Here is a 22332-nt window from a genome sequence, read left to right as displayed (position 1 = left end):
CGGCCCAGCCCCACTGTCACAATGGTTTCATGCCCTGTGCTTATCCTTGTCCTGGCCCCGACTGCACAGGAACCACCGTCATGGCATCGCTCTGGACTCAACTTTTCCGACGCCCGCGCCACAATACCTACGCCCGCCTGGACGCCGACGGCCGGTGCCTGGGCTTCAAGCAGTGCAGCCAGGCACCCGATGGCAACGGCTGGGTGCAGGTCAGCGAAGCGCACCTGGGTTGGTTGGGTCGCCCACTACCGGCCAGCGCCCGTGTTTGCGCCCGCGCAAGCCGCCGTTGGCTGCAACGCAGCCTGCCGGCCTGACAAACGCTGCAATAAAAAGCCAAGAAGCGCACATTTCTGCCCGCGACCTCGTTATAATCTGCCCCCGATTATAAGGACGTCTCCTGATCGGGCCCCGCATTCGCCGCTTGACCCCGGCATCTTCACCCTCGCCCACAGAGAGCCTTCCACTCAGGTCTTGCCTTGGCGTCGTGCCTGCTGTTTCCGGCCACAGCCCTTCGCATGAACCTGCGGGTTGCCATCGCGCAGTCCACTTTGAGGTTCACGTCTTCAAAAGAGCGTGAAAAAACGGTTTTCACAACTTCACGAGAGTGTGGCGAGCAAATGAACAGTCTGGCATGTGTAAAAGCGACAGATGTGTCCCTGACAGCCCTGAACAGACGGCAAAAGCGCTCATCCTGGATGGGAGCCTGAAGCCGCTCCGTAACCCGCGACGGGCCCCTTGACCATAAGTCGAATTGCCGCAGCAGCGGCAAGGGCGTTCAATATCCGAACACCCAAGACTGGTTGGCGGTGTCCGCGGAAGTTGCAAGAACTGCGAAGAGTCGGACATGGCGACCCTGGCCACCCCAGGCGTCCTATGCTGTCAATTAGGTGCTGTAGATTGTGGAGACGCGTTAATGGCGCAGAACGAATCGGTTGATGTGGTACTGGTAGGCGCGGGCATCATGAGTGCCACCCTGGCCGTACTGCTCAAGGAGCTGGACCCGACGCTCAAGCTGGAAGTCGTCGAGGCGATGGACTCCGGTGCCGCGGAAAGTTCCAACCCCTGGAACAACGCCGGGACCGGCCACGCCGGCCTGTGCGAGCTGAATTACACGCCCCAGGCCGCCGATGGCAGCATCGACATCAAGAAGGCGGTGCACATCAACACCCAGTTCGAGGTGTCCCGCCAGTTCTGGGCCTACCTGAGCAACAAGGGTGGCTTCGGCCCTGCACGCGACTTCGTGAACCCCGTGCCGCACCTGAGCTACGTCGAAGGTGACAAGGGCGTCGACTTCCTCAGGAAGCGTTTCGAGCTGCTCAAGCAGCACCACGCCTTCGCCGAGATGGAATACACCGAAGACAAGGCCGTGATGAAGGAGTGGATGCCGCTGATGATGCCGGGTCGCCCGGCCGACCAGCGCATCGCCGCCACCCGCGTGCTCAAGGGTACCGATGTGAACTTCGGCGCGTTGACCAACAAGCTGCTGAAGCTGCTGGGCAACGACGCGAACACCCAGGTCAAGTACAGCAAGAAAGTGGTTGGCCTGCGCCGTAACGGCAGCGGCTGGACCGTCAGCATCAAGGACGTCAACAGCGGCGGCAGCCGTGAGGTCGATGCCCGCTTCGTGTTCCTGGGCGCCGGGGGCGCGGCCCTGCCGCTGCTGCAGGCCTCCGGTATCCCGGAGAGCAAGGGCTTTGGTGGCTTCCCGGTCAGCGGCCAGTGGCTGCGCTGCGACAACCCGGAAATCGTCAAGCAGCACCAGGCCAAGGTCTACAGCCAGGCCGCGGTCGGTGCGCCGCCGATGTCGGTGCCGCACCTGGACACCCGCGTGGTGGATGGCAAGAAATCCCTGCTGTTCGGCCCCTACGCCGGCTTCACCACCAAGTTCCTCAAGCACGGCTCGTTCATGGACCTGCCGCTGTCGGTGCGCATGGGCAACCTTGGCCCGATGCTGGCGGTAGCCCGTGACAACATGGACCTGACCAAGTACCTGGTCAGCGAAGTGATGCAGTCGATGGAGCAACGCCTCGAGTCGCTGCGCCGCTTCTACCCCGAGGCCAAGGCCGAGGACTGGCGCCTGGAAGTGGCTGGCCAGCGTGTGCAGATCATCAAGAAAGACCCGAAGAAAGGCGGCATCCTGCAATTCGGTACCGAGCTGGTCTCGGCCGCCGATGGCAGCCTGGCCGCGCTGCTGGGCGCCTCCCCTGGCGCTTCGGTGACCGTGTCGATCATGCTGGAGTTGATCGAGCGCTGCTTCCCCGAGCAGGCCAACGGTGCCTGGGCCGCCAAGCTCAAGGAGATCTTCCCGGCCCGCGAGAAGACCCTGGCCACCGACGCCGCCCTCTACCACAAGATCAGCGCCCACAACGACGAGGCACTGGGCTTGGTCGAGAGCAGCCCGGCCCAGCACTACGCCTGAGCAAAGCACTGCGCCTGACCTGTCAGGAACAACAAAAAACGCCCTTCGGGGCGTTTTTTGTTGTTCGCAAGCGCTTCACTCCGCCAGTTGCTGCGGCACCCGTTCGGAAATGAAGTCGATGAACGCCCTGGCCCGAGGCGTTTGTGCGCACCGGGGCGGCCACATCAGCCAGATACTGCCGCGATTCTCCGTGTAGTCCTCAAGCACCGCTTGCAGCCTGCCTGCCGCTACGTCCTCCTTCACCAGGTAACTCGGCGCCTGGACGATCCCCAGCCCCCCGAGCGCTGCCGAAGCAAGGGCCTCGCCATCGTTCAGCACGATGTCTGGCCTGAGCGGCTTGGCCGGCGCCGGGCCCTTGAACGCCCAGGTCTCCGGCCGCCCGGTGGTGGGGAACCGGTAGTAGATGCAGCAGTGCTCGTGCAGCTCCGAGGGCGAGCGCGGCACGCCATGCTGCGCCAGGTACTCGGGCGAGGCGCAGGTGGTGAAGGTATGCGGGCCGATGCAGCGAGCCTGCAGGCCCGAGTCCTCCAACTCACCCAGGCGCAGCACGATGTCATAGCCCTCTTCGATGACGTCGACCTTCATGTCATCCAGGCTGATATCGATGGTCACTTCCGGGAAGCTGGAACGGAAGTCGCGAAGCGCAGGCAGGACGATCTTGCGCCCCATCACCGTGGGCACGCTGACCTTGAGTCGCCCACGCGGCGTGTGCTGCACCAAGTGAAGCTCGCGCTCGGCCTCCTGAAGTTCTTTCAGGATGTTGCCAACATGCCGGAAAAGCACCTCGCCTTCACCCGTCAGCGCCAGCGAACGGGTGGTGCGGTTCAGCAAACGCAAGCCCAACTTGAGTTCCAGACGCTCGACAGCCTTGCCGACCGCAGAGGCCGACAAGCCGAGCTTTCGTCCAGCCGCAGCAAAGCTGCCGGTCTCTGCGGCAGCAGCGAAGGCCACGAGGCCACTGAACGATTCGACCAACATGATTGCGGACATATTGTCGCGAATCATAGGACCGCTACCCACCTTCTGTAAACGCAGGTCGCGGCCAATCATGAAAGTGATTGCGTGCAAATAACCGATCGACCCTCGGTTGCCTCGTTCATTGCGCTCACAGCGCTAACAACGGATCTCTCCCATGAATAACAACAGTGGCAACACCACGTCGGGAACAGCGAGTGAAGCACCCGCCTACGACTTCATCGTGGTAGGCGGCGGTTCGGCAGGCGCCGTACTGGCCAACCGCCTCAGCGAGGATGCATCGCGTCGCGTCCTGCTGATCGAAGCGGGCAAAGCCTATGCGCCACACAACTACCCCGATGCGGTCCGACTGCAAACGGCAATTGGTGGTGACCCAGACCACGACTGGGGCTTCAGCTCCGAGACTGGCTGGGGCGGCAAGTCGTTTCCAGTACCGCGCGGCAAGGTGCTGGGCGGTTGTTCTGCGGTGAATGCCGGCGTCTGGATGCGTGCACCGGCCGCCGACTTCGAGCGCTGGACCAAGGCCGGCCTGCCGCACTGGTCCGTCGACGACGTGCTGCCCTTCTTCCGCTCCAGCGAGCGGACGGTCTCAGGCGTCGATCAGTGCCGCGGTCGCACCGGCCCGGAGCCGATCCATCAGTTGCAGGACGATGAAATCTCCGACATGCAGTACGCCTTCATTGCGTCGGCTGAAAGCGCAGGGTTCGCACGGGTGAAGGATTTCAACGGCGACTCGCCATTCGGTGCCGGCCCCTACCCCATGAACAACCGCATGGGCCAGCGGCTGAATACGGGCATGACCTACTTGTCCGACGCGGTCCGTCTGCGCCCGAACCTGACGATTCTCAGCGAAACGCTGGTCGACAGGGTCGAGGTCGAGAACGGCCAGGCACGCGCGGTGATCCTGGCCGACGGCCAGCGTATCGGTGCCAATGAGATCGTGCTGTCGGCCGGCACCTACGGCTCGGCGGCAATCCTGCTGCGCTCCGGCATCGGTCCGGCTGCCGACCTGCAGGCGCTGGATATCCCCATCGCCGCCGACCTCCCGGTCGGGCAACGGCTGCAAGAACATCCGTTCTTCTACACCATCTGGGCAGCGCGCCCTGAGCGGCTGGGCCTGCCCATTCCGCCGGTGGGCGCAATCCTCTGGGCGAAGTCGTCCAAAGGCGGCCCCAACGACGGCGACCTGCACGTCACTGCGGTGCACTACGGCGACCCGGCAGACTCGCCGACCGGCGCCATCTTCATGCTGGCGCTGGCCCTGACCCGTCCACGCTCCACCGGCACGCTGAAGCTGCGCGACCGCGACCCGAACACTGCGCCGATCATCGACCTGAACATTCTCGGCGAGGCAGAAGACCGGGCATTGATGGTCGAGGGCATCCAGATGATCCGCCGCATCGCCAGCCAAGGGCCGCTCAGCGAAATCATCGCCCAGGAGCTGGTTCCAGGTGCCGCGATCGTCGACCCGGCGGCGCTGGAAGCCGCCCTGCCCACGGCACTGGACATCTACCACCACCCCACCTCGACAGCGCCGATGGGCGGCGACAACGATCCGCACGCGGTGACCGACTACCAAGGACGTGTACGAGGCGTGGCCAAGTTGCGCGTCGTCGATGCCTCCAGTTTCCCCGACGTGCCGTCTGTCGCGACCAACCCCACGGTGGTCATGCTGGCCGAGCGCGTCGCCCACTGGATCAACGGGTAAGTCGGCTTGTCGCCACGTAGCACGCTGCTTCAGCGCCTGAGGAAGACGGCGATGATCTGGCTCGCCGTCTACCCCACCGTGCTGCTCGTGCTCGCCCTGGTGGGAGATGTGCTGAGCGATTGGCCGCTGCCATTACGAGTACTCGGCGCCACGCTGATCATCGTGCCGATCGTCGCCAATATCACAGAGCCGATCGTCAGGGCAGCGGTTGGCGCAATAGAGCGCAAGTGGGCGCGCATCAGCGCGCGCCGGGCTTGCGACGACTGAAATTCTTTCAATGGGAACCAAACAATGGCCAAGGCCACGAACGATGAAGCGCTGCGCAAGGCCTTCAACTGGATCGACGGCGTACTGCGCGCGGAAGGCACCCGGCGGGAGTCGATCGACCCCGCCACCTACCAGGTGATTGGCTACTACATGGATGACGGCCTGGCCGCGGCAAAGGCCGCTGTCACGGCAGCCAAGCGTGCCTTCAAGGAAACGCCATGGGCGCACGACCATGAACTGCGTGCCCGGGTCCTGGAGCAACTGGCCAGCGCCTTCGAGCGCAATCGCCAGAAGCTGCTGGACATCCTTTCGCTGGAGAACGGCAAGGTCCAGGCCGAAGCCGCCTTCGAACTGGACATGATCCCGAGCAAGCTGCGCTACTCGGCAGCCACTGCACTGCTGGAAAGTGGCCGCGCCGTCACGCCCAAGCCTGGCAGCATTTCGATGATCCTGCGCCAGCCGATGGGCGTCGCGGCCGTTATCGCCCCGTGGAACTCCCCGCTGGTGCTGACCGTTCGCTCCTTGGCGCCGGCGCTCGCTGCCGGCTGCACGGTGGTGATCAAGCTGCCGTCGCAGGTGGCGCAGATCGGCAGCGCCATGGCCAAGGTCATGGCCGAAGCCAAGGACTTGCCCCAGGGCGTCATCAACCTGTTCTTCGAAAGCGGCCCGCAAGGCTCGGCCTACCTGGTGGAGTCGCCGGATGTTCCAGTGGTGAGCTTCACCGGCTCGACCCAGACCGGGCGTGCGATCAGCAGCACCGGCGCCCGCCACGTGAAACGCTTTGGCATGGAACTGGGCGGCAAGACGCCGATGATCGTGTTCGACGACGCTGATGTAGCGGCGGCATTGCCGGTGCTGGAGAAAGCGTTGACCGTCTTCAGCGGCCAGTTCTGCATGACCGGCTCGCGCCTGCTGGTGCAGGACGGCGTGTATGGGCAGGTGCGCGACGCGATGGCCGAGCGACTGCGTCGGGTCAAGGTCGGCCCGGCGGCGGACCCGGCCAGCGACATGGGGCCACTGATCGACCGCGCCAATGTGGAACGGGTCGAGCGGGTGGTCGAACAGGCGATCGCGGCAGGGGCCAGGGTGGTCGAACGGGGTGGCGCCGTGCGGAACGGGCCACTGGCGAGCGGCGCGTTCTTCCGCCCTGCACTGCTGGAGGTGTTCGACAACCGCCTGGCTATCATCCAGGAGGAAACCTTCGGGCCGGTGCTGACGATCCAGCGTTTCTCGGACGAAGCCGAGGCGATCCGTCTGGCCAACGACAACGAATATGGGCTGGCCGCAAGTGTCTGGACCCGCGACGTGGACCGCTCGCTGCGCGTGGCGCAGGCCCTTGATGTGGGCTCGGTATGGATCAACGACTGGGCAAAGGTGTACGACAGTACCGAGGAAGGGGGCTTCAAGCAGTCTGGGCTGGGGCGCTTGAATGGGCTTGCGGCGCTGGAGGACTTCCAGGAGTACAAGCACATTGCCTTGAAGCCGGGGCTCAGTCAGGGCTGAGGGGCTTTGCTGTATGGCACCGGCTGCGCCGGTGTTCGCGGGTAAACCCGCTCCTACAGGTTCAGCGCAGCTCTTCAGCACGGCGCGGTACCTGTAGGAGCGGGTTCACCCGCGAAGAAGCCTACGATCAACCACGGGCTTTTTCGATCACCTCGATGTATTCCGGCGCATTGCGCTGGTCGGCGATGGCTTCAACGAAGGTCTTGCCGTGCTCGTCCTTGCCATCCACGTCATGGCCCGCCGCGACGAAGAAGCCGACGAAACGCTCGAAGTCATCAATGCGCAGGCCACGGTAGGCCTTGACCAGCTTGTGGTGAGACGGCGAAGTCACACCATCGGCAGGCTCGAACTGAAGGAACGTCTTGATGTAGTCATCGCTGATTTCATCGCCAATCACCTGCTTCTTGTCTTTACGCATTGCCGACTCCGACTGGGCCACCACGGGCATTTCAAAGGCGGCAGTGTACCCCCCGCACGCCGCACGCCTCAACGCGTACGTACGGTGCCGGTATGCAGGTCGGCCCAGACATGGCCGTTGCCGTAGGTCAGGAACTGCACGTACAGGGTTTCGTTGCGCAGCAGGTCCATTACCACGCGGTAGTCGGCCACCGGGTAATTGAGCGTCAGCGTGCGCGAGGCCTGGTCGTAGGCGGGTTTCTTGAGGCTCTTGCCGGCCTCGCCATCGAAGTTCAGCAGCACCTGGGCGATGGTCGCGCCTTTGCTCAGCGGCTTGCCCTTGAGGCGCACCTGCAATGACGAAGTGATCGGGATCGGCTGCTGGTCGGACTGGCGCTGGGTGCCCACCACTACCGAGTAGTCGGTGACTTGCAGCAGTTGCTGCGCGGTGGGGGCTTCCTGGCGCAGGGAAAGGTCGTCCGGCGGCAGGAACTGGCTGTGCAAAGGCGCCGCCGACAACGGCAGGCTCACGGCCAGCAGGAGGGGTATGAGGGCACGCATGACGGCTCCTTGGAATGAGCGGACACTCTAGCACGCCCGCTCGGCACTCAGTCGAACTGCGCGCGCATCCAGGCCTGATACTCGGCCACGCCAGGCTCGCCCTCACGCGGCGCCCAGTGCGCGTGCTCGCCCTCGCCCACCGGCCGGTAGGGCCCGGCCTTGCACTCGAAGAGAATGCTGTCGGCTTCCAGCACCACCAGCCCGTGATAGATACCCGGCGCCAGGTCGACGCCCAGGCAATCACCGCCCGCCTGCATCACGCGCTTTTCGACGACCGCACCCTGGTCATCGAACACCAGCAAGCCCAGCCGCCCCTTGAGCACGATCAAGGCCTCGGCCTTGTCGTCGCTCAGGTGTCGGTGCGGCGGAATATAGGTGCTTGGCTGCAAGCCTACCGCCATGCGGTGGCAGGGCTCGCTCATCGCATGGAAATTGTGGTGCTGGCGACCGCGCGGGCTGTCGCCAGCCTGTTGCGCCAGGCCCACCAACAGCGCTTGGTCGATGAACGCAGGCGGGCGCATGTTCACATCCCTTTGACGGCAAAGATGCCATTGGCATTGCGCCAGTAGCCTTTGTAGTCCATGCCATAGCCGAAGATGTAGCGGTCGACGCACGGCAGGCCGGCGAAGTCGGCTTTCAGGTCCGGGCTGGCCTTGCGGTCGTGGTCCTTGTCGATCAGCACGGCGGTGTACACGGCGCGGGCGCCGGCGTGCTTGCAGAACTCGATGATGGCGCTGAGGGTGTGGCCCTCGTCGAGGATGTCGTCGACGATCAGCACGTCGCGGTCGATGAAAGACACCTCGGGCTTGGCCTTCCAGAACAGCTCGCCGCCGCTGGTCTTGTTGCGGTAGCGAGTGGCGTGCAGGTACGACACCTCAAGGGGGAATTGCAGGTGGGTCAGCAACTTGCCGGCGAAGATCAGCCCGCCGTTCATCACGCAGAACACCACGGGGTTCTTGTCGTGCAGTTGCTCGCAGACCTCTGCACCCACCTTGGCGATGGCCGCATCGACCTCGGCTTCGTTGTACAGGCAGTCAGCCTCGCGCATGACTTGACGGATATGCTCGAGATCGGCGGACATGGCGCTCTCCAAGGGGCAGGGAAATGGAAAAGCGGGCAAAGGTACGCATCCGCCGGGAACAGATCAAGGGTTTATGGACTAACGTGCACGACAGCAAGAACTGAATAGATTAATCTAGCGCGGTTTTTTTGCCCGCCTTCCGGAGCCCTTCCCATGCCCACTCGTGAGATCCGCCACCCGCTGATCCGCCACAAGCTCGGCCTCATGCGCCGCGCCGATATCAGCACCAAGAACTTTCGCGAACTCGCCCAGGAAGTCGGCGCCCTGCTGACCTATGAAGCAACCCAGGACCTGCCACTGGAAGCCTACGACATCCAAGGCTGGAGCGGCACCGTGACGGTCGAGAAGATCGCCGGCAAGAAGATCACCGTGGTGCCGATCCTGCGCGCCGGTATCGGCATGCTCGACGGCGTGCTCAGCCTGATCCCCGGGGCCAAGGTCAGCGCTGTGGGCGTTGCCCGTAACGAGGAAACCCTGGAAGCACACACCTACCTGGAAAAGCTCGCGCCGGACATCAACCAGCGCCTGGCCCTGATCATCGACCCAATGTTGGCCACCGGCGGTTCCATGGTCGCCACCATCGACCTGCTGAAGAAAGCCGGCTGCCGGGAAATCCGCGCCATGGTGCTGGTAGCCGCCCCGGAAGGCATCGAAGTGGTCGAGAAGTCGCACCCTGACGTGCAGATCTACACCGCCTCCATCGACGAGCGCCTGAACGAGCACGGCTATATCATTCCCGGCCTGGGCGATGCCGGCGACAAGATCTTCGGCACCAAGCAGAAGGACGCCTGACCATGCAGGACGGCTTCAACGACCCGCTGTGGCGCCAGGTCGTCTCCGGCGCGCAAATGCTCTTCGTGGCCTTCGGCGCACTGGTGCTGATGCCGCTGATCACGGGCCTCGACCCGAACGTGGCACTGTTCACCGCAGGCCTGGGCACCTTGCTGTTCCAGCTGGTGACCGGACGCCAGGTGCCGGTATTCCTGGCCTCGAGCTTTGCGTTCATTACCCCGATCATTCTCGCCAAGGGCCAGTTCGGCCTGGCCGCGACCATGGGCGGGGTGATGGCGGCCGGCTTCGTCTACACCTTCATGGGCCTGATGGTGAAGATCAAAGGTACCGGTTTCATCGACCGCATGCTGCCCCCCGTGGTGATCGGACCGGTGATCATTTCCATCGGCCTGGCCATGGCGCCGATCGCCGCCAACATGGCCATGGGCAAGGCTGGCGACGGCACCGCGCTGATGCCCTATTCCACCGCGATGATGATCTCCATGCCGGCGCTGCTGACCACCCTGGTGGTGGCCGTGTTCGGCAAAGGCATCTTCCGCCTGGTGCCGATCATCGCCGGTGTACTGGTGGGGTTTGCCCTGTCGTTCGCCTTCGGCGTGGTCGACACCGCGAAGATCGCCGCAGCGCCTTGGCTTGAGCTGCCCAGGTTCACCGCACCGGAGTTCAACTGGCAGGCGATCCTGTTCATCGTACCGGTGGCGCTGGCACCGGCCATCGAGCATATCGGCGGCGTGATCGCGGTGGGCAGCGTGACCGGCCGTGACTACCTGAAGAAACCCGGCCTGCACCGCACCCTGTTCGGCGATGGCCTGGCCACCACCGCAGCGGGTATGTTCGGCGGCCCGCCCAACACCACCTACGCCGAGGTCACGGGCGCGGTGATGCTGACCAAGAACTACAACCCGAAGATCATGACCTGGGCAGCGGTGTTCGCCATTGTCCTGGCGTTCATCGGCAAGTTCGGCGCGCTGCTGCAAAGCATTCCGGTACCGGTGATGGGGGGCATTCTCTGCCTGCTGTTCGGCTCGATCGCGGCGGTGGGCATGAACACCATGATCCGCCACAAGATCGACCTTTCCGAGGCGCGCAATCTGGTGATCGTCTCGGTGACCCTGGTGTTCGGCATCGGCGGGGTATTGATCGGCAGCGGCGACGGCCCGGACGACTGGGGCCTGAAGGGCATCGCCCTGTGCGCCATCGTGGCGATTGCGCTGAACCTGATCCTGCCGGGCAACGACGGCTGGAAGAACAGGAAGCTGGACGACCAGTTGCCTTGATGCAGCCTGAGCGGGCAAGTCCGCTGCTACAGGCGCTTCGCACGACCTGTAGGGGCGGGCTTGCCCGCGAAGACGCCAGTCTCAGGCAGCGTAACACTCAGGCCCTTTCACACATGCCCGCCAACACCCGCGCCCATTGCGGGTGATCGTTCAGGCAAGGCACCAGCACCAACTCCTCGCCCCCTGCCTCGATGAACTGCTCGCTGCCGCGCTGGCCAATTTCTTCCAGCGTCTCGATGCAGTCGGCAACGAAGGCCGGGCACATCACCAGCAACTTCTTCACCCCCGCCTTGCCCAGCTCGTCGAGCCGCGCCTCGGTGTAGGGCTCGATCCACTTCGCCCGGCCCAAACGCGACTGGAACGACACTGACCACTTGCCGTCGGGAATGCCCATGCGCTGGGCGAAGGCCCTGGCACTGGCCAGGCACTGGCCGCGATAGCACACCGCGCGCATCTCGGCGCTGGCGTCCTTGCAGCAATCCTCGGCCTGGAAATCATGGGTGCCGGTGGGGTCGAGCTTTTTCAGGTGCCGTTCGGGCAGGCCATGGAAGCTCAGCAACAGGTGGTCGTAGTCCTGCTGCAAATACGGTTCGGCACTGACGGCAAGCGCCTCGATGTACTCGGGGTGGTCGTAGAACGGCTGCAACACGCGCATCTGCAAGGGCAGCCCGCGTTCGGCGACGGTCGCCTTGGCCAGCTCGACCACGGTGGTCACGGTGCTGTCGGCGAACTGAGGATACAACGGCGCCAGCGTTACCTTGCGCACACCCTGGGCGGCCAGGCGTTCGAGCACTTCGGGCAGGGCCGGCTGGCCGTAGCGCATGGCGATTTCTACCGGGCCGTGGGGCCAGTGCGGAGTGATTGCCGCTTGCAGGCGGCGGGTCAGCACCACCAGGGGCGAGCCTTCTTCCCACCAGATCGAGGCATAGGCATGGGCCGACTGCTCGGGGCGCTTGACCAGGATCAGCGACACCAGCAGGCGTCGCACCGGCCAGGGCAGGTCGATCACGTAGGGGTCCATGAGGAACTGGTTGAGGTAGCGGCGCACGTCGGCGACCGAAGTGGAGGCCGGTGAACCCAGGTTGACCAGCAGCAGGGCGTGATCGGTCATGCAGCGTCCTATGTCAGGGGCGGCTGGACAGGTGGTCCAGCGCCGATTGCAGATCGTTGTAGCGGAAGGTGAAACCGGCGGCCAGCAAACGCGCCGGGCGCGCCCGCTGGCCGCCCAGCAGCAAGGTCGACAACTCGCCCAGGCCCGCCTTGAGCAGCACGCCCGGTACCGGCAACAGCGCCGGGCGATGCAGCGCGCGCCCCAGGCGCTTGGCGAACTCGCGGTTGCGCACCGGCTCTGGCGCGCAGGCATTATAGGGACCGCTGGCGTCCTCGTGCTGCAAGAGAAAATCTATCAGCGCGACCTGATCTTCGATATGCACCCAGGGCATCCATTGCCGACCATTGCCCAGCGGCCCGCCCAAGCCCAGCTTGAAGGGCAGGCGCAGGCGCGACAAAAAGCCGCCATCACGGGCCAGCACCAGCCCGGTTCGCACCAGTACCACGCGAATGCCGAGGCTCTGCGCACGCTGTGCGGTCTCTTCCCAGGCAATGCACAGCTGGCTGGCAAAATCCTCCTTCACCGGCTGCGAGGCCTCGGTAAGCTCACGCTCGCCAGCGTCGCCGTACCAGCCCACGGCCGAGCCGGACACCAGCACTTCGGGGCGTTGCCGGCGCTGTTCCAACCAGGCCAGCAACTGCTCGGTCAGGGTGACGCGACTGGCCCACAACAGCTGGCGCCGTGCGGCGGTCCAGGGCCGATCGGCGATCGGTGCGCCAGCCAGGTTCACCACCGCATCCACCGGGTCATCAGCAGCCAGCTCCTCAAGCCGGGCAATGCCGCGCACGCCAGGGCCGCAGCGTTTAGGCACCTGGGCAGGGTCGCGGCTCCACACGGTCAGGCGGTAGCCCTGGCCGCGCCAGAATTGGCAGAGGTGCTGGCCGATCAAGCCAGTACCGCCTGTCAGCAATATATGCATGGCTGTGTCCTCGCAAGCTTCGCCTGTGGTCTATTTTTAAGATCAAGGTGCTTTCTAAACCAGCTGTTTGACCGAACGCTCTCGGATTAAACATAGGCCAAGCTGTCCATCGAGCGGAATAACCTTATACAAAGTTTTTGTATTGTACAGGTTTGCCCAGCAGCGTAGGCTGCCTTATAGCCAAGGTTCGAAGAGGCCATCATGACAGTACCTATTGCCATTATCGGTGCCGGTATCGCCGGCCTTTCCGCCGCCCAGGCGCTACAGAAAGCCGGGCAGACCGTCCACCTGTTCGACAAGGGCCACGGCAGTGGCGGGCGCATGGCCAGCAAACGCAGCGATGCCGGGGCCCTGGACCTGGGCGCCCAGTACTTCACTGCCCGCGACCGGCGTTTCGTCGAGCAGGTCCAGCAATGGGTAGAAGCGGGCTGGGCCGCACAATGGAAACCGCAGTTGTACAACTACCGCGATGGCGAGCTCACCCCCTCCCCCGACGAGCAAACTCGCTGGGTAGGCGTACCGCGCATGAGCGCCATTACCCGTGGGCTGCTCAAGGACGTCACGGTGAACTTTGGCTGCCGCATCGCCGAGGTGTTCCGCGGCAAGCAGTACTGGCACCTGCAAGACACGGAGGGATGCAGCCACGGCCCGTTCAGCCGCGTGGTCATCGCCGTGCCCGCGCCCCAGGCCACACAGCTGCTGGTCGCCACCCCCAAGCTTGCCGCGGTGGCCGCCGGGGTGCAGATGGAGCCGACCTGGGCCATCGCCCTGGCCTTCCAGACCCCACTCGACACCCCCATGCAAGGCTGCTTCGTGCAGGACAACCCGCTCGACTGGCTGGCGCGCAACCGCAGCAAGCCCGGGCGCGACGAGCAACTCGATACCTGGGTCTTGCACGCCACTTCGAGCTGGAGCAAGCAGCACATCGACCTGCCCAGAGAGGATGTGATCGAGCAGCTCTGGGGCGAGTTCGCCGAGCTGGTGGGCTGCGTGGTGCCCGAGCCGACGTTCGCCCTTGCCCATCGCTGGCTCTATGCACGCCCCGCCGGTAACCATGAATGGGGCGCCCTGGCCGATGCCGACCAGGGGCTCTACGCCTGTGGCGACTGGTGCTTGTCTGGCCGGGTCGAGGGCGCCTGGCTCAGCGGCCAGGAAGCAGCGCGGCGGCTGTTGGAGCACCTGGAATAGTTCAAAAAAGCTATACAGAAAATTTGTCTTGCATAAGTTCTTCAGTGTGTTGGAATAAACCTATACAAAATTTGTCCTTGTATAGGTTTCCGGAGGCAGTGATGAGCACCCCCAGCACATCGGACAAACCCCGCATCGCCCTCAGTGCCTGCCTTTCAGGTCACGAAGTACGCTACAACGGTGGACACAAGGCATCGTCCTTGTGCGACGCCCTGTTGAGCGAACACTTCGATTGCGTGCCGGTATGCCCCGAGGTGGCAATCGGCCTTGGCATCCCCCGCGACGCTATCCGACTGGTGGGTGACCCAGAGTCGCCCGAGGTGGTCGGCACTCGCGACCCCGGCAACGACCTGTCCGGTCCGCTGCGCACCTATGGGCATCGCATGGCCGACGAGCTCGGTGACATCTGCGGCTACGTGTTCATGCAGAAATCGCCCTCCTGCGGCCTGGAGCGAGTCAAGGTGTACCAGGCCGACGGTCGCCCCGCGGTCAAGGGCGGGCGTGGCGCCTATGCCCAGGCGTTCTGCGAGCGGCGCCCGGACCTGCCGGTGGAGGAAGAAGGCCGGCTGCACGACCCGGTACTGCGCGAAAACTTCATCAGCCGCGTATACGCCTATGCCGACTGGCAACGCCTGCGCGCCGAAGGCTTGAGCCGCGGCGCGCTGGTGCGCTTCCATTCGCGCTACAAGTACCTGCTGATGGCCAACAATCCCCAGGCCTACCGCGAGCTGGGCCGGATGCTCGGTAGCATGCGTCGCGAGGACGACCCGCAAGCCATCGGTGCCCGCTACTTCAGCCAGCTGATGCAGGCCCTGCGCCGCTGCGCCAGTCGCGGCACCCACTGCAACGTGCTGCAGCACCTGTGCGGCTACCTGCGCCCGGTGCTGGACCGCGACGACAAGGCTGAGCTGCAACAACTGATTGGCCAGTACCAGCAGGGCAACGTGCCGCTGGTGGTGCCGCTGACGCTGCTCAAGCACCATCTGCGCAACCATCCCGACCCTTATTTGCTGCAGCAGGCCTACCTGCAACCGCACCCCGAGAACCTGGGGCTTCGTAATGCCCTGTGATGCCTGGCTACCCATCGGCGAGCTGGCCAAGCGCACCGGCGTGAACCCCATCACCCTGCGTGCGTGGGAGCGGCGTTATGGCCTGCTGGTGCCCGAGCGCACACCCAAGGGGCATCGGCTGTACAACGAAAGCCACGTCACACGGGTCGAGGACATCCTGCACTGGCTCGAGCGCGGCGCCTCGGTTGGCCAAGTGCGTGAGCTGCTGGAGCGCCAGGCCGACTCCCCGCCCGTGCTGCAAGGCGACTGGCACGACCGCTGCCAACGGCTGGAAGATGCGGTCGCCAACCTGGCACAACGCAGCCTCGACCAGCAACTGAACCAGGCCATGGCGCTGTACCCGGCCATGACCCTGTGCGAGCAATTGCTGATTCCCCTGCTCGAGCGCCTCGAGCAGCGCTGGCGTATCCACGTCGACCCGCGCCTGGAGCAGTCGCTGTTCCAAACCTGGCTGCGCAGCAAGCTGGGCGCCAGGGTCTACCACGACAACCAGTCGCTGGAAGGCCCACCGGTGTTGCTGACCAGCGACAACGAACAACCCTTCGATGAACATCTTTGGCTGTGCGCCTGGCTGCTGAGCAGCAGCGGGCTGGCCGTAGAGGTACTGGAGCGCCCGGTGAGCGGCAAGCAGTTGCAGCAAGCAGTAGCCCGCCTGCAACCCCGGGCGCTGGTGCTGTACCTGGGGCCACGCCTGGAAGCGGAAAAACTGGCAGCCCTGCAGGATCTCGGCATTCCACAACTGCTGGGCGGCACCACGGCTTCCATTCACGAAGCGCGATTGTCGGCGCAACCCATCGCGCACAGACACCTGTTCGACACCCCCACAGGCGTACTGCGCCTGCTCCAGCAATCGCGCTGAACACCAAGACCAGGAACCTTCCCATGCAGCTCATCTGGCTGCGCAGCGACTTGCGCATCAACGACAACACCGCCCTCAGCGCAGCCATGGCGAAGGGACCGACCGTGGCCTTGTGGGTCGCGAGCCCCGGACAATGGCTGGCACACGACGACGCTCCGTGCAAGGTGGACTTCTGGCTGCGCAACCTGCGCGACCTGCGCAACGCCCTGGACACGCTCAACGTCCCCCTGCTGGTACGCCACACCGATACCTGGCAACAGGTACCCCAAGTGCTGGCCGAGGTGTGCGAGGCCCAGCGCATCCAGGCCGTGCACTGGAACGACGAGTACGGTGTCAACGAAACCCTGCGCGATGCCACCACCCGTGCCCGGCTGGAGCATGCCGGCATCGCCGTGCACAGCTACCTCGACCAACTGCTGTTCCAGCCTGGCACGCTGCTGACCCGCGCCGGCCACTACTTTCAGGTGTTCGGCCAGTTCCGCAAGGCCTGCCTGGAACACCTGCACCGCAGCCTGCCCTCGCAGATTTCCTGTCCCAAGCCACAAACGCCGCTGGGGATCGGCCACGACCCGATCCCTCAAGCCATCGACGGCTTCGACAAACCGCCGCAAACCTTGAGCAGCCACTGGCACGCCGGCGAGGCCGAGGCCCAGACCAGGCTGACGCGCTTCGTCGACGAGGCAATCGAGGACTACCAGACCCAGCGCGACCTGCCCGCCCGCCCCGGCACCAGCCAGCTTTCGCCGTACCTGGCAGCCGGGGTGATCTCGCCCCGGCAATGCCTGCATGCCGCGTTGGCCAGCAACCAGGGCGAATTCGACAGCGGTAACGAAGGCGCCCGCACCTGGGTCAACGAGCTGCTGTGGCGCGAGTTCTACAAGCACATCCTGGTGGGTTATCCACAGGTCTCGCGGCATCAGCCTTTCCGTGAGCACACCCGCAACCTGCCGTGGCGTAACGCGCCGGCCGACCTGCAGGCCTGGGAACAGGGGCGCACTGGTTTTCCGATCATCGACGCGGCGATGCGCCAGTTGCTGGAGACCGGCTGGATGCACAACCGCTTGCGCATGATCGTCGCCATGTTCCTCAGCAAGAACCTGCTGATCGACTGGCGCAAGGGCGAGCGACACTTCATGCGCCACCTGATCGACGGCGACCTGGCGGCCAACAACGGCGGCTGGCAGTGGAGCGCCTCCACCGGCACCGACTCGGTGCCCTACTTCCGCATCTTCAACCCGGTGACCCAGTCACAGCGCTTCGACCCGCAGGGGCGTTTCATCCGCCACTGGCTACCGGAGCTGGCCGGGCTGGATGACAAGAGCATCCACCTGCCAAAGAAATCGGCAGACCTGTTCGCTGGCAACGATTACGTCGCGCCAATCGTCGACCTGGACAGCAGCCGTCAACGCGCGCTGGCCGCATTCAAGGGACTGTAGAGCCAAATGAGGGAAGGTTAGAGCGAGAACGCCTGGACGCTGCCGGGGCGCTTGAACAGCAGCGGCAGGATGGCTTGCAGGCTGGCAGGGTTGGCGCTGCTCCAGAACGCAGCCTCGCGGGCCGGCCCTTGTGCCAGCAGCCCACGGGCCGCCAGCAGACGCTCCAGCTGGCGAGCGACGGCGGCGCCGGTGTCGATGATGGCCACGTCCTGCGGAACCATTTCGGCCAGCAGCGGGCGTAGGAAGGGATAGTGGGTGCAGCCGAGGATCAAGGTGTCGCAACCAGCATCCAGCAAAGGCTGCACATAGCCGAGCAGCAACTGGCGCAGCACCGGGCTGGCAAGGTCGCCGGTCTCGATCAATTCCACCAGCCCCGGACAAGGCTGGGTAATCACCTGTACATCGCTGGCGAAACGGTCAAGCAATGCCGCGAACTTGGCGCTCTGCAAGGTACCGGTGGTGGCCAGCACCCCGACCACGCCGGAGCGGGTGGCGGCGGCAGCAGGTTTGACAGCGGGCTCCATGCCCACCAGCGGCCAGTCCGGGTAAAGCTCGCGCAGGTCGGCCACCGCCGCCACCGTGGCGGTATTGCATGCCAGCACCATGGCCTTGGCACCTTGCTCGCGGAAGAACCCGGCAATATGGCGGCAGCGCTGGCGGATATAGTCGGCAGACTTCTCGCCATACGGCACATGCCCGCAGTCGGCCACGTACAGCAGCGACTCGGCGGGCAACAGGCGCTGGATCTCGCCGAGCACCGACAGCCCGCCGACCCCGGAATCCATTACGCCGACCGGCGCAGAACGCTCAACCATGGCGTGGACCGCACACGGCGCAGGCAGGGTCGCGTTTGACCCGCAGCTCGCGCATGCGCGTGCCCAGGGCGTCGATCAGCAACAGGCGCCCCACCAGCGGCTCGCCGAAACCGGCCAGCAGCTTCAGCGCCTCCAGCGCCTGCAGGCTGCCCACCAGCCCTACCAGTGGGCCGATGACCCCGGCTTCGCTGCAGGTCAACTCGGCTTCGCTGCCGTGGCCATACAGGCAGTGATAGCAAGGGCTGTGGTCACGGCGTGGGTCGAACACCGACAACTGCCCTTCCAGGCGGATGGCAGCGCCGCTGACCAGCGGCTTGCCTGCCGCGACGCAAGCCGCGTTGACCGCCTCGCGGGTGGCGAAGTTGTCGCTGCAATCGAGCACCAGGTCGACCGCCGTCACTGCGGCGGCGAGGGAGTCCTGGTCCAGCGCCTGGCGATGGGCGACCAGGGAAATTTCCGGGTTGATCGCCTGCAAACGCTGCAACGCCGAGTCGACCTTGCTCATGCCGACGCTGGCGCTGTCATGAATGACCTGGCGTTGCAGGTTGGTCAGGTCGACCGTGTCGAAGTCCGCCAGGTGCAGTTCACCGACACCGGCCGCCGCCAGGTACAGCGCCACCGGCGAGCCCAGACCGCCGAGGCCGACCACCAGCGCCTTGCTCTGCTTGAGCCGCAACTGGCCGTCGATATCGACCTGGGACAGCAAGATCTGCCGACTGTAACGCAACAGCTCCTGGTCGCTCAGCATGGCAGACGCCCCAGGCTGATGCGGGCATGCCCGGCCAGGTCGACGCGGCTGCTCACCTCGACGAAGCCTTGGGCGGACAACAGCCCGCGCACCGCCTCGGCCTGATCGTAACCATGCTCGAGCAACAGCCAGCCGCCCGGCAACAGGTGCTGCGGCGCCTGGGCGACGATCACCCGCAGGTCATCCAGGCCATCGTTGCCCGCGACCAGCGCGCTGCTCGGCTCGAAGCGCACATCGCCCGCGGCCAGGTGCGGGTCGAGCGCTGCGATGTAGGGTGGGTTGCTCAGGATCAGGTCGTAGCGCTCGCCGGCGAGGCTGCCGTACCAGTGGCTGGCAAGCACCTTGGCGTTATTCAGGCCCAGCCGCTGGCGGTTGCGCTCGGCCAGGGCCACGGCGTCTTCGATACGGTCCACGGCAGTTACCTGCCAGGCAGGGCGTTCGCTGGCCAGGGCCAGGGCGATGGCACCGGTGCCGGTGCCCAGGTCAAGCACCTTGGCCGCAGCGGCGGGCACCAGCTCCAGCGCAGCTTCCACCAGCAGCTCGGTTTCCGGACGGGGGATCAAGGTATGCGGTGCGACTTCGAGGTCAAGCTTCCAGAACCCCTGCTGCCCGAGAATATACGCCACTGGCTCGCCAGCACGGCGGCGCGCCAGGTAGCTGGCGAAGGTGTCGGCGGCCTCGCTGCTGACAATGCGCTCGGGCCAGGTGTGCAGGAAGCTGCGCGACTTGCCCAGGGCGGCGGCCAGCAGCAGTTCGGCGTCCAGGCGCTCGGTAGGCGAGTCGGGCAACTGCGCATTGCGCAGCAGGCTGGCGATGATGGTCATCAGTCCCCCAGGGCGGCCAGTTGATCGGCCTGGTATTCGGCCAGCAAGGGTTCGATCACGGCATCGACCCCACCGGCCAGCACGTCGTCGAGGGAATACAGGGTCAGGTTGATGCGGTGGTCGGTCACGCGCCCCTGAGGGTAATTGTAGGTACGGATGCGCTCGGAACGGTCGCCCGAGCCGACCAGCAGCTTGCGCTCGCTGGCGATGGCGTTCTGCGCGGCGCTGGTCTGCATGTCGTTGAGCTTGGCCGACAGCCAGGACATCGCCCGGGCCCGGTTCTTGTGCTGGGAGCGTTCTTCCTGGCACTCCACCACGATGCCGGTGGGCAAGTGGGTGATGCGGATGGCCGAGTCGGTCTTGTTGACGTGCTGCCCGCCTGCGCCCGAGGCGCGGTAGGTGTCGACGCGCAAGTCGGCGGGGTTGATCTCGATCGCCACCTGCTCGTCGGGTTCGGGCAACACGGCCACCGTGCAGGCCGAGGTGTGGATGCGCCCCTGGGACTCGGTCTCGGGCACCCGCTGCACGCGGTGCGCGCCCGACTCGAACTTCAGCTTGCCGTAGACACTGTCACCCTCGACCCGGGCGATGATTTCCTTGTAGCCGCCGTGCTCGCCCTCGTTTTCCGAAAGGATTTCCAGGCGCCAGCCACGCTTCTCGGCGTAGCGCGAGTACATGCGGAACAGGTCGCCGGAGAAGATCGCCGCCTCGTCGCCACCGGTGCCGGCACGAATTTCCAGGAACACGTTGCGTCCATCGTTGGGGTCCTTGGGCAACAGCATGCGTTGCAGTTGCGACTCCAGCTCCAGCAGTTGCTCCTTGGCTTCGCGAACTTCCTCCACGGCCATTTCGCGCATGTCCGGGTCGCTGTCCTTGAGCAGGGCCTGGGCGCCCTCCAGGTCGTCCTGCACTGTACGCCACTGCTTGTAGGCGACGAATACCGGCTCGACCTCGGCATATTCGCGCGAATAGGCGCGGAAACGGGTCTGGTCGGAAATGACTTCGGCGTCACCGAGCAGCGCGGTGAGTTCTTCAAAGCGGTCCTGGAGGATCTCCAGTTTTTTCAGCAGCGACGCTTTCATTGCGGGGTCTTGTCCGTCGAGCCCTCGTTGAGGGCAAAGAGTTCCTGAGCCATGGCCAGCGCATCGACGCGGCCTTCGGCAGAGAGCTTTTTCAGTTGCACGCTGGGTGCATGCAACAATTTGTTGGTCAGGCCCCGCGCCAGCTGGGCCAGCACATCCTCGGGGTTGCTGCCATTGGCCAGCAGGCGCAGGGCCTTTTGCAATTCTTCGTCGCGGGTGCGCTCGCTTTGCTGGCGATAGGCCTTGAGCACGTCCACCGCGGCCAGCTCGCGCAGGCGCACCATGAACTCGTCAGCCCCCACGCTGACCAGCTCTTCGGCAGCCTGGGCCGCGCCCTGGCGGCTCTTGAGGTTTTCCGCAACCACCTCGTGCAGGTCATCGACGGTATAGAGGTAGACGTCGTCCAGTTCGCCTACCTGCGGTTCGATATCCCGCGGCACGGCGATATCGACCATGAAGATCGGCTTGTGCCGACGCTGCTTCAGCGCACTTTCCACCGCGCCCTTGCCGAGGATCGGCAACTGGCTGGCAGTAGAACTGATGACGATGTCGCTGTTGGCCAGTTCCTGGGGGATATCGGCCAACAGCACGGCATGGGCGCCGAACTGCTCGGCAAGGGTACTCGCCCGCTCCAGGGTACGGTTGGCCACGACGATGCGCTTGACCCCCTGCTCGTGCAGGTGGCGGGCAACCAGGGTGATGGTTTCGCCAGCACCGATCAGCAGCGCCTGGCTACGGCCAAGGTCGGAGAAGATCTGCCGGGCCAGGCTGACGGCGGCGAACGCCACCGATACGGGGTTCTCCCCGATGGCGGTGTCGGTACGGACCTGCTTGGCGGCGTTGAAGGTGGCCTGGAACAGTCTTCCCAGCAATGGACCAACGGTGCCCGCCTCGCGGGCCACGGCGTAGGCCGACTTCATCTGGCCGAGGATCTGCGGCTCGCCCAGCACCAGCGAGTCGAGGCCGGATGCCACGCGCATCATATGCCGTACCGCATCGTGCTCTTCGTGCACGTAGGCGCTGGCGCGCAGCTCATCGAGGCTCAGGCGATGGTAGGAGGCCAGCCACTGCAACACGGCGTCGGCCGACAGGTGGTCCTGCTCTATATAGAGCTCGCTGCGGTTGCAGGTGGAGAGGATCGCTGCCTCGCGGCTGTCGGTCAGTCGGCAGAGTTGCTGCAGGGCATCGACCAGCTGCTCGGGGGTAAACGCCACGCGCTCGCGTACGTCTACCGAGGCAGTCTTATGGTTGATACCAAGGGCAAGAAAGGCCATGCAAGGTCGCTGGTTGTGACATGAAGC

23 protein-coding genes are annotated in these 22332 nt (G+C 64.9%); 11 read left to right on the top strand and 12 right to left on the bottom strand.

All coding sequences use genetic code 11. The annotated features are described in order from the left end of the window. Positions 1-80: 80 nt before the first annotated feature. Both RAC97_RS18220 and mqo read left to right on the top strand, forming a co-directional pair. Positions 81-314, top strand: coding sequence for a hypothetical protein (locus tag RAC97_RS18220; RefSeq protein WP_375100867.1), 234 nt, complete (start codon positions 81-83; stop codon positions 312-314). A gap of 599 nt (positions 315-913) precedes the next feature. Continuing rightward, on the top strand, positions 914-2419 hold the full coding sequence (gene mqo / locus RAC97_RS18215; protein WP_375100868.1) for a malate dehydrogenase (quinone): 1506 nt from the start codon (positions 914-916) through the stop codon (positions 2417-2419). A gap of 75 nt (positions 2420-2494) precedes the next feature. On the opposite strand, the gene RAC97_RS18210 is transcribed toward mqo, so the two are convergent. Next, a complete protein-coding gene (locus tag RAC97_RS18210) occupies positions 2495-3397 on the bottom strand; it encodes a LysR family transcriptional regulator (protein WP_375100869.1) in 903 nt (300 codons plus the stop codon). Between the two features lie 154 nt (positions 3398-3551). On the opposite strand from RAC97_RS18210, the gene RAC97_RS18205 reads away from it, so the two are divergent. The 3 genes from RAC97_RS18205 to RAC97_RS18195 are packed head-to-tail and all read left to right on the top strand — an operon-like array spanning position 3552 to position 6872. Then, positions 3552-5102 (top strand): GMC family oxidoreductase, encoded by a 1551-nt coding sequence (locus RAC97_RS18205; protein WP_375100870.1) that lies wholly within the window; start codon positions 3552-3554, stop codon positions 5100-5102. A gap of 51 nt (positions 5103-5153) precedes the next feature. Continuing rightward, positions 5154-5369, top strand: coding sequence for a hypothetical protein (locus RAC97_RS18200; RefSeq protein ID WP_375100871.1), 216 nt, complete (start codon positions 5154-5156; stop codon positions 5367-5369). 24 nt (positions 5370-5393) lie between these two features. Further along, the gene (locus RAC97_RS18195) at positions 5394-6872 is read left to right on the top strand and encodes an aldehyde dehydrogenase family protein (RefSeq protein ID WP_375100872.1); all 1479 of its coding nucleotides are present in this window, start codon (positions 5394-5396) and stop codon (positions 6870-6872) included. A 127-nt stretch (positions 6873-6999) separates the two neighbouring features. Here the strand turns inward: RAC97_RS18195 and RAC97_RS18190 are convergent, their stop codons facing one another. From RAC97_RS18190 to RAC97_RS18175, 4 genes are all read right to left on the bottom strand, one after another. After that, positions 7000-7290: a PA4642 family protein gene (locus RAC97_RS18190; RefSeq protein WP_375100873.1), complete on the bottom strand. Its 291-nt coding sequence runs from the start codon at positions 7288-7290 to the stop codon at positions 7000-7002. Positions 7291-7358: 68 nt separating this feature from the next. After that, entirely contained in the window at positions 7359-7829 is a 471-nt protein-coding gene (locus RAC97_RS18185; RefSeq protein ID WP_375100874.1) for a hypothetical protein, read from the bottom strand. A 47-nt stretch (positions 7830-7876) separates the two neighbouring features. Then, positions 7877-8350: a WbuC family cupin fold metalloprotein gene (locus RAC97_RS18180; protein WP_375100875.1), complete on the bottom strand. Its 474-nt coding sequence runs from the start codon at positions 8348-8350 to the stop codon at positions 7877-7879. A 2-nt stretch (positions 8351-8352) separates the two neighbouring features. Beyond that, positions 8353-8910, bottom strand: coding sequence for a hypoxanthine-guanine phosphoribosyltransferase (locus tag RAC97_RS18175; RefSeq protein WP_375100876.1), 558 nt, complete (start codon positions 8908-8910; stop codon positions 8353-8355). 153 nt (positions 8911-9063) lie between these two features. Between RAC97_RS18175 and upp the strand changes: the two genes are divergently transcribed. Beyond that, a complete protein-coding gene (upp, locus tag RAC97_RS18170; protein ID WP_375100877.1) occupies positions 9064-9702 on the top strand; it encodes a uracil phosphoribosyltransferase in 639 nt (212 codons plus the stop codon). A 2-nt stretch (positions 9703-9704) separates the two neighbouring features. Further along, entirely contained in the window at positions 9705-10979 is a 1275-nt protein-coding gene (locus tag RAC97_RS18165; protein WP_375100878.1) for a uracil-xanthine permease family protein, read from the top strand. A 97-nt stretch (positions 10980-11076) separates the two neighbouring features. Here the strand turns inward: RAC97_RS18165 and hemH are convergent, their stop codons facing one another. Both hemH and RAC97_RS18155 read right to left on the bottom strand, forming a co-directional pair. Then, on the bottom strand, positions 11077-12090 hold the full coding sequence (gene hemH / locus RAC97_RS18160; protein WP_375100879.1) for a ferrochelatase: 1014 nt from the start codon (positions 12088-12090) through the stop codon (positions 11077-11079). A 13-nt stretch (positions 12091-12103) separates the two neighbouring features. Next, positions 12104-13009, bottom strand: coding sequence for a TIGR01777 family oxidoreductase (locus RAC97_RS18155; protein WP_375100880.1), 906 nt, complete (start codon positions 13007-13009; stop codon positions 12104-12106). A 201-nt stretch (positions 13010-13210) separates the two neighbouring features. Here RAC97_RS18155 and RAC97_RS18150 point away from each other — a divergent pair, with 201 nt between their 5' ends. From RAC97_RS18150 to phrB, 4 genes are all read left to right on the top strand, one after another. Beyond that, positions 13211-14197, top strand: a complete 987-nt coding sequence (locus tag RAC97_RS18150) for an NAD(P)/FAD-dependent oxidoreductase (RefSeq protein WP_375100881.1) — start codon at positions 13211-13213, stop codon at positions 14195-14197. Positions 14198-14298: 101 nt separating this feature from the next. Continuing rightward, positions 14299-15267, top strand: a complete 969-nt coding sequence (locus RAC97_RS18145) for a YbgA family protein (protein WP_375100882.1) — start codon at positions 14299-14301, stop codon at positions 15265-15267. Beyond that, complete coding sequence (locus RAC97_RS18140; RefSeq protein ID WP_375100883.1) at positions 15257-16126, top strand: MerR family transcriptional regulator; 870 nt, start codon at positions 15257-15259, stop codon at positions 16124-16126. Before RAC97_RS18145 ends, RAC97_RS18140 begins: the two co-directional genes overlap by 11 nt. A gap of 23 nt (positions 16127-16149) precedes the next feature. Continuing rightward, positions 16150-17562, top strand: a complete 1413-nt coding sequence (gene phrB, locus RAC97_RS18135; protein ID WP_375100884.1) for a deoxyribodipyrimidine photo-lyase — start codon at positions 16150-16152, stop codon at positions 17560-17562. Between the two features lie 17 nt (positions 17563-17579). Here phrB and murI read toward each other — a convergent pair whose 3' ends face one another. Genes murI through hemA form a run of 5 tightly spaced genes read right to left on the bottom strand, consistent with a single transcriptional unit; the run spans position 17580 to position 22305 of the window. Next, a complete protein-coding gene (gene murI / locus RAC97_RS18130; RefSeq protein WP_375100885.1) occupies positions 17580-18377 on the bottom strand; it encodes a glutamate racemase in 798 nt (265 codons plus the stop codon). Further along, positions 18370-19125 (bottom strand): molybdopterin-synthase adenylyltransferase MoeB, encoded by a 756-nt coding sequence (locus RAC97_RS18125; protein ID WP_375100886.1) that lies wholly within the window; start codon positions 19123-19125, stop codon positions 18370-18372. The genes murI and RAC97_RS18125 overlap by 8 nt, the downstream gene beginning before the upstream one ends. Then, positions 19119-19949, bottom strand: coding sequence for a peptide chain release factor N(5)-glutamine methyltransferase (prmC, locus tag RAC97_RS18120; RefSeq protein WP_375100887.1), 831 nt, complete (start codon positions 19947-19949; stop codon positions 19119-19121). Before prmC ends, RAC97_RS18125 begins: the two co-directional genes overlap by 7 nt. Then, the gene (gene prfA, locus RAC97_RS18115) at positions 19949-21031 is read right to left on the bottom strand and encodes a peptide chain release factor 1 (RefSeq protein WP_375100888.1); all 1083 of its coding nucleotides are present in this window, start codon (positions 21029-21031) and stop codon (positions 19949-19951) included. Before prfA ends, prmC begins: the two co-directional genes overlap by 1 nt. Continuing rightward, entirely contained in the window at positions 21028-22305 is a 1278-nt protein-coding gene (gene hemA, locus RAC97_RS18110; RefSeq protein ID WP_375100889.1) for a glutamyl-tRNA reductase, read from the bottom strand. Before hemA ends, prfA begins: the two co-directional genes overlap by 4 nt. Positions 22306-22332: the final 27 nt, after the last annotated feature.

Source organism: Pseudomonas sp. LS_2, assembly GCF_042709235.1.
Taxonomy (GTDB): Bacteria; Pseudomonadota; Gammaproteobacteria; order Pseudomonadales; family Pseudomonadaceae; genus Aquipseudomonas.
This window is presented reverse-complemented; position numbering and strand designations above follow the sequence as displayed.